Source organism: Weissella paramesenteroides ATCC 33313 (assembly GCF_000160575.1).
GTDB classification, from domain to species: domain Bacteria; phylum Bacillota; class Bacilli; order Lactobacillales; family Lactobacillaceae; genus Weissella; species Weissella paramesenteroides.
The window spans coordinates 24,779-37,691 of the sequence record NZ_GG697136.1 but is presented as its reverse complement, the minus strand read 5'-3'; the positions used below and the strand labels follow the sequence as shown (position 1 = coordinate 37,691).

12 protein-coding genes are annotated in these 12,913 nt (G+C 39.2%); 9 read left to right on the top strand and 3 right to left on the bottom strand.

Annotated features, from left to right (window positions below):
* The first annotated feature begins 23 nt into the window (after positions 1 to 23).
* The 8 genes from HMPREF0877_RS09120 (at position 24) to HMPREF0877_RS09090 (ending at position 10,132) form a co-directional block, all read left to right on the top strand.
* Positions 24 to 821, top strand: coding sequence for a phage tail domain-containing protein (locus HMPREF0877_RS09120; RefSeq protein WP_002829088.1), 798 nt, complete (start codon positions 24 to 26; stop codon positions 819 to 821).
* A gap of 3 nt (positions 822 to 824) precedes the next feature.
* Entirely contained in the window at positions 825 to 7,799 is a 6,975-nt protein-coding gene (locus HMPREF0877_RS09115) for a phage tail spike protein (RefSeq protein ID WP_002829087.1), read from the top strand.
* Positions 7,765 to 7,890 carry a hypothetical protein gene (locus tag HMPREF0877_RS10460; RefSeq protein ID WP_002829086.1) on the top strand — a complete coding sequence of 42 codons (126 nt, stop codon included), beginning with the start codon at positions 7,765 to 7,767 and terminating at the stop codon, positions 7,888 to 7,890. Before HMPREF0877_RS09115 ends, HMPREF0877_RS10460 begins: the two co-directional genes overlap by 35 nt.
* Before the next feature lie 2 nt (positions 7,891 to 7,892).
* Entirely contained in the window at positions 7,893 to 8,171 is a 279-nt protein-coding gene (locus HMPREF0877_RS09110; protein ID WP_002829084.1) for a hypothetical protein, read from the top strand.
* A 2-nt stretch (positions 8,172 to 8,173) separates the two neighbouring features.
* Positions 8,174 to 8,644 carry a hypothetical protein gene (locus tag HMPREF0877_RS09885; protein WP_002829083.1) on the top strand — a complete coding sequence of 157 codons (471 nt, stop codon included), beginning with the start codon at positions 8,174 to 8,176 and terminating at the stop codon, positions 8,642 to 8,644.
* Positions 8,637 to 8,912, top strand: a complete 276-nt coding sequence (locus HMPREF0877_RS09100; protein WP_040761168.1) for a holin — start codon at positions 8,637 to 8,639, stop codon at positions 8,910 to 8,912. Before HMPREF0877_RS09885 ends, HMPREF0877_RS09100 begins: the two co-directional genes overlap by 8 nt.
* On the top strand, positions 8,905 to 9,822 hold the full coding sequence (locus HMPREF0877_RS09095) for a lytic exoenzyme target recognition domain-containing protein (protein WP_002829081.1): 918 nt from the start codon (positions 8,905 to 8,907) through the stop codon (positions 9,820 to 9,822). Before HMPREF0877_RS09100 ends, HMPREF0877_RS09095 begins: the two co-directional genes overlap by 8 nt.
* A 115-nt stretch (positions 9,823 to 9,937) precedes the next feature.
* Complete coding sequence (locus tag HMPREF0877_RS09090) at positions 9,938 to 10,132, top strand: hypothetical protein (RefSeq protein WP_002829080.1); 195 nt, start codon at positions 9,938 to 9,940, stop codon at positions 10,130 to 10,132.
* A gap of 1,037 nt (positions 10,133 to 11,169) precedes the next feature.
* Here HMPREF0877_RS09090 and HMPREF0877_RS09085 read toward each other — a convergent pair.
* The 3 genes from HMPREF0877_RS09085 to HMPREF0877_RS09075 are packed head-to-tail and all read right to left on the bottom strand — an operon-like array spanning position 11,170 to position 12,519.
* Positions 11,170 to 11,418, bottom strand: coding sequence for a hypothetical protein (locus HMPREF0877_RS09085; protein ID WP_002829079.1), 249 nt, complete (start codon positions 11,416 to 11,418; stop codon positions 11,170 to 11,172).
* Position 11,419: 1 nt separating this feature from the next.
* Positions 11,420 to 12,175, bottom strand: coding sequence for a ParA family protein (locus HMPREF0877_RS09080; protein WP_002829078.1), 756 nt, complete (start codon positions 12,173 to 12,175; stop codon positions 11,420 to 11,422).
* A complete protein-coding gene (locus HMPREF0877_RS09075; protein WP_002829077.1) occupies positions 12,175 to 12,519 on the bottom strand; it encodes a helix-turn-helix transcriptional regulator in 345 nt (114 codons plus the stop codon). Before HMPREF0877_RS09075 ends, HMPREF0877_RS09080 begins: the two co-directional genes overlap by 1 nt.
* A 159-nt stretch (positions 12,520 to 12,678) precedes the next feature.
* On the opposite strand from HMPREF0877_RS09075, the gene HMPREF0877_RS09070 reads away from it, so the two are divergent.
* Positions 12,679 to 12,906, top strand: a complete 228-nt coding sequence (locus tag HMPREF0877_RS09070; protein WP_002829075.1) for a hypothetical protein — start codon at positions 12,679 to 12,681, stop codon at positions 12,904 to 12,906.
* Positions 12,907 to 12,913 lie beyond the last annotated feature (7 nt).

Below are 12,913 nucleotides of genomic sequence, written 5' to 3'. Positions count from 1 at the left end.
TATATGATACGAGGTAATTATTCATGAAGTTTTATAAACCAGCAACTCAGACGTTGCTAGATGCACAAACAAAATTCAAAGCATTACCGAGCGACGATCGACACTTTTTTTATGGCGGTAAATACTCGTCAGACTTTGGTGTTTATCTGCAACACAGTTTTACGTTTGTCTCACCAGAAACAGATATTACATACGTTGAGGTACCTGGTCGTGATGGGTCGGTTGCTATTTCAAACAATCGTTATAAAACAGTCGTGCGTACACTACCTATTGCTATTGTCACTGCTGGTAACCGTTCAATTGAAACGGCAATTCAGGAAGTTGACGAGTGGTTCAAAGGGACTTACGCTGGTGGTGCCTTCATGTGGTCAGCCGAACCTGATGTTTACTATAACGTTTACATTAGTGCTGAATATACATTCACGCGTATTAATCAATATGCTGCAACCGCTGATGTACAATTCCGTTTTGAACCCAAGCGGTTCTTACTTTCTGGTTTAACGGAGACAACAATTAAAAGCGGTGGCACAATCAATAACCCAACGAAGTCAGATGCATATCCAACAATTAAATTAACCGGAAGCGGAGATACCACCATTACAATTGGTAGCCAAACAATGAAGCTACTTAATTTAGATGGTGGTATTATTTTGGACTCGAAAGCTATGACAGCAATCAGTACGAAAACAAATGACAACTCAATGTTTCGTATCAACAGTCTACCGTTCCTAAAACTATTGCCCGGTAATAATACCATTTCATGGACCACAACCGGTGATACAACAATGACAATTATTCCAAAATGGGAGGAGCTGATATAGGACATGAGTTATCCAATTATTTACAAACCGGGTACGACTGACTTCGATAACTTAGGTCTAGGATTGTTAACTGATACCGAGAAAGCGATTGTCACTGAGGAACTCAACGGACAATTTATTTTTGAATTTACTTATCCAGTTGGCGGTGCATTAGATAGCGCAATCGAGGAACAGGCGTTTGTTAAGGTTGATGCTGGCAATGTGCTTAAGGGGCAAATATTCGAAATTAAAAAAATTACCAGTGATACGACTTATAACCGTAGCGTTTACGCCGAGCATATTAGTTATCGATTGAACGGTATTCCAACAAAAGCCTATACCGCTACTGGCAATGGCCTACAAATGTTAACTGCGTGGAAAGCTCAGTTATTATACGGCAGCGATTTATTCACAGTTAAGTCTGATGTCATGACACAATCTACTGGAACATTCACACCGCAAACGTTCGGTAACGCACGTACGGTATTAGGTGGTCAGGAAGGTTCGATACTAGATTTAGTTGGTGGACAATACAAGTTCGATAACTTTGAAGTTTCACTACTAAATCAGCGTGGTAAAGAATCACACGACATGTTGGTGTATGGGAAAAACATTACCACATTAACGCAAGAGGAAAATATCACCTCAACGTATAATGCAATTTATCCATACGCGCAGTTCACTGACGATAGTGATAGCAAAAAAACAATTGTTAAGACGTTACCTGAGACAATTGTTGAATCAAAATATTTTGACAACTTCAATGCGCCTGTTATACAAGTGGTTGACTTCTCGGATAAGTTTACTGGTGATAACGCAATCAAGAGTTACACTGATGACAAGTTGCGTGCGTTTGCCAAGCAATATATAACCAATAATAAAGTTGGTATTCCAGAAGTTTCAATTGACCTATCCACGGTTGATATGAATAAAGCCTTAGGCGAGAATGTGGAGTCACTCGACTTAGGTGACACGATTAAGGTTTATTTCCAAGCATTACGTATCAATACGTTAGCACAAGTTAGCGCAATTACATGGAACGTGTTATTAGATCAGTACGACAGTTATACAATTGGTGCTAAGAAACGTACGCTGACACAACAGTTTATTAACAATGTTGCCAGTGCGAAAGAGACTGCTGATAAAGCTTTACATATTGCACAAGGTGCAGCTATTGCATCTGCTGATGGTAAGAATACTGACTACTACGGAAATTCAATCAATGATCCATTTCCTGCTAACCCAAAAGTTGGTGACAAGTATTTCGTTAAAGATGGTGACGATGAGTACATTTTCATGTGGGACGGTACAACGTGGGTTGAGTTAGTTTCTACTAAAACTGGTGAATACATTGCTAACAAAGTTGATGAAGCTATCGAAACTGCTAAGTCACAAGCAGCTGCTATGGACGCAGTCCGTGCTAGTGAAGCAGCCGAGTTCCAATCAGAGGCTAACACAGCATTGAGTAGTGCGGCAAGTGAACGCGAGAGTTTAGCTGCCGAAGCTGACTCAATCGCAAGTAGTGCAGCACATCAATTACAACTAGCAACTTCGGAGCGAACGGCGTTTTCTAGTGCTGCCACCAGTATGGCCAACAGTGCTGCAAGCCGTGCAAATAGTATGGCGAGTTCGGCTGCTGCATACGGTAAAGCACAAGCTTCCAGTGCATTGAGTAGTGCAAACGTGGCACTCTCCGAAGCGGAAACGCGTATTAACACAACGGCTGGTAGTGCTGCTAAGTCAATGGTAGATACAGCAACAGCAACAGCTCATTCAGAAGCTCAACAAGTTGCTCAATCAGCAAACCAGGCCCTTGCAGATGCAAAGAAAGACTTGGGAGATGATATTCAAAAGAATCATGCTGATATTGTAGCAACCCAAGAAGAATTATCAAGTAAAGTCTCACAGTCAGACTATGATACAAAAACAAAAGATTTAGATACTAAGTATGCACAAATTAAGCAAACAGCTGATGGTGTAACAACTGACGTTGCTAGTTATAAATTGGATAATGATAAAAAAGTTTCTGCAAATACAGCACAACTTAAAGTTGTTTCTGATGAGGTTTCAAGTAAGGTTTCTCAAACTGAATATAATCAGAAAACAGGTCAAATTGACGAGAGTGTATCACAATTAAAGCAACGAGCAGATGGGTTTGAAAGCACCGTTACCAAGATTAATAACTTAGCGGTTGGTGGTAGGAACTACATTCCTAACTCAGACTTAAAAATTGTACAATCTGATGGTGTTCCTTATCCATACAAATCAAATTTGGGAACAACAGTTAATGGTTCTGAATTTTCGCACAAGATGGTAACAACATCATTGTATGTTGATATTAAAAACATTACATCATTTAGTAATGGCTTCAATCGTGTATTAATGGAACTTATTTTCTTTGATGTAGACGGGAATAAATTATATGTGTCACCAAGTACGAGTATCACCCAAAGCTATCTTAAAGTTGGCGACTCATTTTCAGGTAGAATAACAGCATTCAAAAACCTAACAAATGTCGATATTGACCCAAATAAAGGGGTTAGTGTTGGTATATATATTCAAGGAATTAAAGCAGATTATATCGAAGCTTCAAGACCTAAGTTAGAAATTGGTACTATTGCAACAGATTGGACACCAGCTCCTGAAGATGTTCAGTCAGGCATTGAAACCAATACATCTTCAATTACTCAACTAGCAGACGAAGTTAAAACAAAAGTTGCTAAGTCAGATTATGACAAGAACAATCAAACGTTAAATAATTCGATTTCCACGGTTAGTCAAAAAGCTGATGGTGTTCGTGCTGATGTAGAAGCATACCAAAAGACTAATGACGGCAAGGTCTCGTCTAATACTGCTGCGATTGATGCGAATAGTAAAGCGATTACAACTAAAGTCAGCCAATCAGATTACGATAAGAAAACTAAAGATCTAGATACTAAATATGGTCAGGTTAAAACAACGGCTGATGCAGTGACGGCTGATGTTGCTAGTTATAAATCTACTAATGATAAGAAAGTTAACGCTAATACCGCAAGTATTAATGTATTAAATAACCAGATAACTTCTAAGGTAAGTCAGACTGATTACGATAAAGAAACAAAAGATTTGGAAGGTAAGTATTCCGAAACCAAGCAAACTGTTGATAGCATATCTAATATCGTTACCGAGTTGCAGGCGAAAGCAAATGCGCAAGGTCAAGTTAATCAGTTGATGAATACGGAGTTTAATCCTGATTTGGAAGGGTGGTATACCGAAGCTGATACGGGAAGTAAATTTCCCTATCGCTCATACTGGCAAGGTGTTATTCAAGCAAATGTCGTTGGGTTTGATACACAGAATGCTCCTGCAAATACATGGGTATCATTTAAACAAGATTTTATGCTTGCATCTACACCTGGTTCCGGACATCAAATATCAATGTCATGGGCTTCGTGGGCTAGTCGAGTAGATAACTATAATGGCTTGTGGGTAAGGTTTTATGATAAGTCTGGTATGAAGGTTGGTGAGAGTTATAAACAATGGAGCCAAACAGACACAGACAATTCATGGACGAAACGTAAAAAGTGGGAAGGTATTGATGTTCCTGAAACAGCAGTTAAATTAACTGTATGGTTTCAAGCCCGTGAAGGTACGTTAGCCTATCTATCACAACCTATGTTGGTTCTAGGTTCAACTATTGGTGACTACGTTCCGGGTAACTACAACAACAATGCCCGTGTCGCCGAATTAGAAGTCAGTCTCGATGGTATCACTGGCTTAGTTAAAGACCCCAATAACGGCTTATCTGCCACAGCTACACTTGCAGCTAACGGTATGACAGTTGCTACCAATGCACAATCTGCTGCATCAACGGCTATTCAAAAAGCTGACGGCATACAGACCACAGTGGAAAGTATGCAATCAATTAATTTGTTCAATAATTCAGATTTCAATCCTGACATTGAAGGTTGGGGTACGAGTTCTAATGACAATAAGCACAATTTTTATCGTTCGTTTTCGACAAATGAATTTAATGGGGTTGCCGTTGGTATTGATACTACTAGCGCTGATACATCAAACGGTGCTTACTTTGCAACCTTTAGACAAGAGGTTAATTTGTATGGAACGCCACAATCGGGCAAGTATATTTCAATGTCATGGCGTTCGTGGACTCGTTCAAAAACTGATGGCATGTATCAACATATATGGATTAATTTCTATGACTCTAACCACAATGATATAATCACCGGCAACGATAGACCAATGAACAATTGGGACGACAAAAGCGGTTCAAAAAAATGGTTACTGCAAAAATGGGAAGGGATTTCCGTTCCAGATAATGCTAAGACTGTACGTATTTCATTTGAAGCTAGAGAAGGTGTTAGTGCTTATTTGAGTCAGCCTATGATTGTATTGGGAAAAACTATTGGTGACGTATATGTTTCTGGTAGTTATAACAATAATTCCTCAATGCAGTCAATTCGCACGCAGCTAGCTGATCAGATTACTGACGAAGTTGAAGACAGAAAGACTGGTGACAAGTCAACGGTCACACAATTGACTGGGGTGATTAATCAAAAGGTTATTGATATAACTCAAGGGTACACCTCGTTAAATACGCAAACATCGCAGTTGTTCGAAACAAAAATTAAAAACGTTGCTGATCAAGTTAATTCTATGGGGCAATCAAACCTATTAATTAATTCGGAGTTCAACCCAGACTTAGAAGGGTGGTATACAGAAGGAACCAATGGTATAAGGAAACCATATCGCTCATACACACAAGGAAATATAAATGCAACTGTTGTGGGCTGGGAAACTTCTGCCGGTACTGACTCATCTTATGCACGATTGAGACAACAAGTGCAATTGGCTAGTACGCCTTTATCAGGACAATACATTTCGATGTCATGGTACGCAAACGCTAGAACGACAGCGTTCTATAACAACTTATGGTTAGAGTTCCAAGATTCAAATGGCGTTAAAATTTCAACTGTTTATGTAAATTGGGCTGACTTGAATGGCCATAGTCCCAGTGGTCAGAATAGTTGGAATGTTCAAAATAAGTGGGAAGGCATTGCTGTACCGGACGGAGCAACTCAACTTAATGTTTCGTTCGAAGCGCGTGAAGGGACAAACGCTTATCTAGGACACCCGATGCTAGTCCTCGGTGCGACAATTGGGTCATACACACCAGGGCCATATAACAACAATAACTTAGTTGAGTCTACCAGAACACAATTAGCTGGCATGATTCAAGATAAAGTCGATGATGTTGGTGGACAAATTAAATCACTTAGCACACAGACGGCTGGTCAGTTTACTACTGAAATTCAAGACCGTAAGAACGGCGATACTAATACATTATCGCAATCTAAAAGTTATACAACTAGTCAGATTGCAAGTGCTAAGTCCGGATTGGAATCAGAAATTAGCCAGAGTGCTGATGGAATTATGGCCAGTGTATCGCAAGTAAATCGCTTATTTAACACGCAATTCACCCCTGATTTGCAAGGGTGGAATGTTGCTAACAACGGAGCGAATGGTAAGAATTATAATTTTTATCGTAGCTACGTTGTTGATGGAGAAACAACTGTCGGTATTAATGTTCCAACAGACGCGGGTAACGATACCACTAAATGGTATTCATACTTCGAACAAGATGTTGCAGTACCTGGAAATAACGGGAATACAGTATTCTCGTTGTCATGGGACGTTAGAACTATTACCAATACAAATTACACGTCGTTATGGTTTAGTTTTTTAGATTCCAATCATAAAAACGTAAATAGTGACTTGAATGTATTAAAGTACTGGAACGGTACTGATGATGGAACTTGGTACAGTAAAAAAGTTGAAAACATTTCTGTACCAACAGATGCGAAATATATTCGTGTTTCATTCCAGTGCAGAGAAGGAACGAATGCTTATTTAAAAAGACCAATGCTAACGTTTACGAAAGCTGCTCAACCGTATATGCCAGGTTCTTATATGGCTACTGATACTGTCCTACAACTATTCAAAGATAATTGGGCAATTGGTATTCAAGATAACTCTGGTAAGTTAATAACCGGTATCAATGGTGATACATCTAACACTCGTATTGTTGGTAAGCAAATTACGCTTGATGGTAACGTCTCAGTTACCGGTGATTTCTATGCACTCGGTGGAAACTTCAAAAACCTTAACGCCTCCAACATAACGGTTGGTACGTTAAATGGTGCGAACTTAAATATTATTAACTTAGATGCAGGTTCAATTTCCACAGGTACGTTAAATGGTGCCAAAGCCAATATCACCAACATCAATGCTTCAAATATTAATACTGGTAATTTCAACGCAAGTCTAATTACTACTGGACAGTTAAATGCCAAAGTGTTGACTGGTGATACAGGTCACTTAGGCACGACTGATACCGGACGTATTATTAACAAGCAGGATAACCACTTACAGTTAGCTGCCAAAAGCATGTACAACAATTCAACTAATCGTGCGCAACTAGAATTACTAGCTAACACTAGCGATGTTGACGATAGCATGAAGGGTACGTTGAATTACTATTCTAATCCAACTAACTCAGGACATGGTTTGGGAATACGTTTCAAAGCTAACCAAATTCTAGCAATCGACGAAGATGGTGGGTCAAAGAACCTTTATCTTTCACCTTATTCTGGTGGTCAGGTTCGTATTGTTAGCCGTGATTTGTCAACATACTATGATATTGCAGCAGCACATTTCAATGTTTCGTCACAACGTAAATTCAAAACAAACATTACTGATTTAGAAGATAATGCTTTGGACATTGTTAATAACACAAAGATTCACCGATACACCAAAAATGGTCAAACGGAAATTGGTGTGATTGCTGATGAAACCGATGAGCGTTTATTAACCGATGATAAGAAGTTTGTTTCGATTTACGATTACACGTCAGTATTGTACAAAGCGGTCCAAGAATTATCAGCAGAAATAGAGGCATTAAAAAATGAACGATCAAATAGTCAACAACCTAGCGATTGAGATTGCTAATCTAAATATCAAGAACGCTCAATTGCAAGCAGAAAACACACAGCTTAAGGCACAACTTGCCGAAGTACAAAAGGAGAACTAACTATGGATATCAAACTAACTAACATCAACTACCGTATTGATTCAACTGGAAACACGTCAGAAATTGGCACAGCCTTTTCTGGCTATGTGGACAATGATAGTGTCAATGCAAATATGGCACTACGTCCAGCAGATTTAGAAGATGGCGTAACTCTAGATGATTTAAGTCGTAAGCAAATCGAATCATTAGGACGTAAAAAATTAGCTGATACAGTAGCCGTTGAAACGCCTGACACAACTGTAACTACCGGATCAGATGATGCTGAGGTTGACGCAAAGTAATTATGGATAAGTTGAATGAGATAGCAACGATTGTCGGAATCGTCGGAACTGTCTCTGCGTGGTCAATATTTAAGCCGATTACTCGTTGGTTTCAGCAGAGACAACTGAAAAAGTCAGAAAGGCTAACTAAAGCAGTAGAACAAGCCACGCAACCACTAATTGAAGCTTACGAACGTGAGCATAAAAAGTTAGTAGAAGAATTGGACAAGCAGAAGAAAGCATCAATATCAGTATTACACGACCGTGTGTATCAGGAAGGACGACGGTTGTTGAAACAAGGTTGGGCAACAATGGACGACATTGACAATTTTCTAAATATGTATCAACCATATCTTGATTTAGGTGGTAATGGTACTGGTGAAGCGATGGGGCATAAGGTTCTAGACTTACCAGTGAGTGAGGGAACTGATACGTTAATTCAAGATGCCCAACGTATTCATGAAGAAAGGGACAAAAGGAAAAATAATGAATGATATATCTGCGTGGTTAGCAGGTGGTGGAATTGTAATGCTGCTTGTAACCTACGCTGTAATTGAATTAGTAGAGAAGATACCAGTTATCAATCCAAAGTGGCTACCAGCATTATCGGTGGTTGTCGGATTGTTAATTGGTTTTTTGTTTGGCATGACAACCGGCACACCAGTGTGGACTGATGTCGCCCTTGGTGGGTTTGCTGGTGCAAATTCCACTTGGTTGGATCAGATAGTCAAGCAATTTATGAAAGGTGGTAATAATGGTTAACGTAATTAAAAATATTGTGGTTCCAGGTAAGCCTGCAGTTGCAGCTGGATTGGCGCGTGCGCCTTTCCGACAAGTTCATTTGCACTCAACTGGTAATCCTAATGCAACTAATGCTAACTCAATTTCATACCTATCACGTTCGTATGGTAACGCCTATTACACACACATCGTTGGTGAAGGACAAGCTATTCAAGTAGCTGCTACTAATGGTGGTGCGTATGATGTTGGCGGAGATTGGAACTGGGAAGGATATGCAGCAATCGAGTTCAATGAACATGTAGCTAACCAAGCTGAGTTCAATCGTGACTATAAAATTTATATTGAACTTGCACGGCAACTAGCAAAGGAAGCTGGCATTACTGATTTCACGTTAGACACACCGGGTACTGTTGGAGTTAAAACTCACAACTATGCTTCACGTACTGGTCATGGTTCTGACCATGTCGACCCACTACCATTTCTACAAAAGTGGGGTGTATCATACGATAAGCTAAAGCATGATATTAAATACGGTGTCGGTGGTGCAGTCACCACTCCCGCCACTTCTGCTAAGTCAACTGCAAAAGTCGACCAAGTATTAAACGTTGGCGAGTATTTCAAAGCTAAACCTGCATATCGTGTGGACGAACTAAAGCAAGTTAATGGCATCTGGCAAGTTGTCAACTATGCTTTTGCTGGCGGTAAACCAATCAATTGGACACTTAATGGATTAGGTGTTGAATCAGTCGATAAGGTTGATAGCAAAGGAAATAAGACTGCTAACCAAACGCTTAAGGTTGGCGACTATTTCCGTCTACACTCTGACCGCATTCGTGTGGAAGATGTTGATGAAGCCTCTAATGGTATTGCATTCAGTACCCGATATGGCAACGTATGGGTGAATGCTGCTAGTCTTACCGAAGTTAAATAAATAACGTTAACGTTAACGTATACATTTACGTTAACCCATTGCCCCACTGGTATCTGATGGTACTGGTGGGGCTTTTTGTGTATAATAAATATATTTAAAACGGAGGGTAATTGTTATGTGGCCATTTGTATTAGCATTAGTATTGTTTGTTATTGGTTCAATCGGGTATATATTTAATTCGTTTATAGAGGGATCTAATCAAGGTCAGCAATATAAAATGAATAAGATTAACGAGCAGAACGCACGGCTTGAAAACGAGTTGTTGCGTCAAAAATTAGCGGAATTAGAAAAGAAAAACAACTTACGATAATATAGATTATGTAAACTTTAATACGTCTTTAGCAATTCTTACAATTTGGTTGTTGACTTCTAGCCCACCGATAGGTTATGATTGAGACATCAAATAACTTAATACAAAAAAAGAACACTTCTCAGCTGGCAGGCTTTGAAGTGTTCCAGATATTAGCAATCTCATTCACACGTTGCGAGTATCGAAATGTTATCTTGGTTGGCAGACCTTGATAACGACTCACAAAGAATTACTATCTTTATTTAATAGGATAATTATAACCTATTTCAGATAGAATTTCAAGCAAGTAGAGACTTCGATTACAACAGATGGATTGTAACTGGAGTCTCTTTTTTTGCGTGAGAAACCTTCGTCATTGGTTATCCACATTGTGGCGCGGAGAGGTTACCGCGGTTATTCAAAGGGCTTCCCGATATGCTACTTTCTATCAGGTGTATCGGGGTGTGGGGAGCGCATCTAAGGACACTGCCTCTGGCTTCCAACTCAGTAATGGGAAAATTTCTAAACGTTAAATATTAATATTAACGCATGATTAACTGGGCTTGTGGGTGGCAAAACATTGACGTGGTTATACGCTATGAACGGTAACTAGGTTGATCTACGATTCCTCGTTTGGTAAGACAAACGAATGGACGTTACAAATTGAGAAATCAAAACATGCAGGTATACGGAATCCGACACATGGTAAAGTAATGTTATGAGTGAGCGATAGATGTGATGAGACGACCGACTTCGCGAGAAGCGTTAATCAATTCAGTTACGGTTCATACTACGACTTATGGGTGAACTGTATCTTCAACTCACTCCTAGCGCTCAAAGCGTTAATCTTGGTTACTTGTCAAAGGTTTTAGAAGATTTTTAAAAGAACGTAAGTGATAAATGCCTGCCGGCTTGAGGCTACTAAGTGACTGCAGGATACTAACAATCGGTTCTGGATATAATTTAGTCGTACATTAAGTTCACTTGTACAGCGAGCGTTTTGGATAGCGTTAAAAAACGACTAGCAGTTGCACATACGCGATAGCCAGTCGTTAAACTTAATCTTTTTGTTTTTCATAGTAATCAAACAAGGCGTCTTCGATAATTTTTCTTCTACCACCCTGCCTAACACCAAGTTCACTACCTAAATCATCTAATAATTTCTTAACTGTTGGTGTTGCTCTAACAGCTAATAATTCGGTTGCTGTTTCCTCACTGCTTTTAGTTCTTAGATCCACTTCTTTTTCAGGTTGTGGATCCTGCTTTAATACGTTTGTTGGTCTCCTTAGAAATTGTGGTTTAGCCATATTAATATCCCAACTCTTTCGTTAATTTATGATAATACTGTTGTGCCTCTTTATAGCTAGGTTCATCAACTAGCGATAACGGCATTTGATACCTACCCATACTGTCGCGGAATGCAGCACGCATTGGAATATACGTATCAGCTAACTTTACGTTATGTTCTGTTGCAATTTCCTTTAACTGCTCTAGAAATTCTTTATCTGTATTGACACGCTTATCCACCATGGTTGCAACTATCCGTCGAATTGGTACATTGTAGCTGTCAGTTGTGTTTAAAGTACGTTCGGTATTACGAACTGCGTATGGTTGTGGACTAGATAATACCACTAAGTCGTCAACTACATTCAACACATTGGCTAGGATAACGTCGACTGCCGGTGCCATATCGATAAATATGTAATCATATTCGTCTCTCAGCCCTTTTAGGAAGTCATTAAGGTAATTGTTCCCTTCTGGGTTTGAGGCGATGAAATCGGCTAACGTTTGATTTGCTGGTACAACATCGAGATAGTCGTTTATGTGAATAAAGTATTCTTTTGCTTGTGAACCTTCTAACTTGTTGTACAACATTGTACCTAGTTCAACATCAATTGAGTCTGCATCATATCCAAAACTTAATGTTGAATGCCCCTGTGGATCCGCGTCGATTATCAGGGTCTTTTTTTGTTGCTTAGACAATTCCCCAGCAATATTAATTGTTGATGTCGTCTTAGCTACCCCACCCTTGTTGTTATAAAACGCTGTTATGGTTGCTGACATTAACCTTCCTCCATTGATTTAATTAAATCGACTAATATGATGTACTGGCTGTCCGTTAAGTTTGATTTGTTTACTGTCGTCATTAACACGCCTTTTGGTGTTGTTTCTGGTATTGTATCAATTCCTAAATCTTCTGCCGTGTATGGCAACAAATCTAATATCGATACGTCCAGCAAACTTGCGATGTGTTCAACCTGAGCCATGCCAGGAAAAAATTGTGACCAATTACCAATACGTCCAGACGTATATCCAGATTCTTTTGTGATGTCCGCTAATGATTTTCCTTGCTGCTCAGCTAAAATTTTTATTCGTTCTTTTAAGTCGAAGTCTTTTACCGAGTTCATAATATTGACCTTTCTTATAAAATTAATTGTTTTATTGGCATTCTTTATATTTGATAGTTCCCTGACCTGTTTGGATTTATATTATTACTTGTAAGTTGACGTTAACGTTCACGTATACGTTTACGATAACTTAATAAATTATAACACAAGGAGTGACAAATGTCCCTAGATGAATATATGGATTGGTTATCTAAAGAGGAACCAACCATTTACGACAATGTGGAGAACGTCATGACCTTATCAGAATTCATTAATAGTGATGATATTTGGTATTGGATAACCGTTGGTTCATACAGTACCCTATCGAACGATTTAGCTGATGTAGAGGATTTTACAGAAGATAATATCGTCACCGTTAAACGAGTAACTGAGGAAGATTTTTTCTAGAAAGGAG

Excerpts from the sequence above, each read along its gene's own strand:
- HMPREF0877_RS09120 (WP_002829088.1), top strand. The coding sequence starts at position 24 with ATGAAGTTTTATAAACCAGCAACTCAGACGTTGCTAGATGCACAAACA.
- HMPREF0877_RS09115 (WP_002829087.1), top strand. The coding sequence starts at position 825 with ATGAGTTATCCAATTATTTACAAACCGGGTACGACTGACTTCGATAAC.
- HMPREF0877_RS10460 (WP_002829086.1), top strand. The coding sequence starts at position 7,765 with ATGAACGATCAAATAGTCAACAACCTAGCGATTGAGATTGCTAATCTA.
- HMPREF0877_RS09110 (WP_002829084.1), top strand. The coding sequence starts at position 7,893 with ATGGATATCAAACTAACTAACATCAACTACCGTATTGATTCAACTGGA.
- HMPREF0877_RS09885 (WP_002829083.1), top strand. The coding sequence starts at position 8,174 with ATGGATAAGTTGAATGAGATAGCAACGATTGTCGGAATCGTCGGAACT.
- HMPREF0877_RS09100 (WP_040761168.1), top strand. The coding sequence starts at position 8,637 with ATGAATGATATATCTGCGTGGTTAGCAGGTGGTGGAATTGTAATGCTG.
- HMPREF0877_RS09095 (WP_002829081.1), top strand. The coding sequence starts at position 8,905 with ATGGTTAACGTAATTAAAAATATTGTGGTTCCAGGTAAGCCTGCAGTT.
- HMPREF0877_RS09090 (WP_002829080.1), top strand. The coding sequence starts at position 9,938 with ATGTGGCCATTTGTATTAGCATTAGTATTGTTTGTTATTGGTTCAATC.
- HMPREF0877_RS09085 (WP_002829079.1), bottom strand. The coding sequence starts at position 11,418 with ATGGCTAAACCACAATTTCTAAGGAGACCAACAAACGTATTAAAGCAG.
- HMPREF0877_RS09080 (WP_002829078.1), bottom strand. The coding sequence starts at position 12,175 with ATGTCAGCAACCATAACAGCGTTTTATAACAACAAGGGTGGGGTAGCT.
- HMPREF0877_RS09075 (WP_002829077.1), bottom strand. The coding sequence starts at position 12,519 with ATGAACTCGGTAAAAGACTTCGACTTAAAAGAACGAATAAAAATTTTA.
- HMPREF0877_RS09070 (WP_002829075.1), top strand. The coding sequence starts at position 12,679 with ATGTCCCTAGATGAATATATGGATTGGTTATCTAAAGAGGAACCAACC.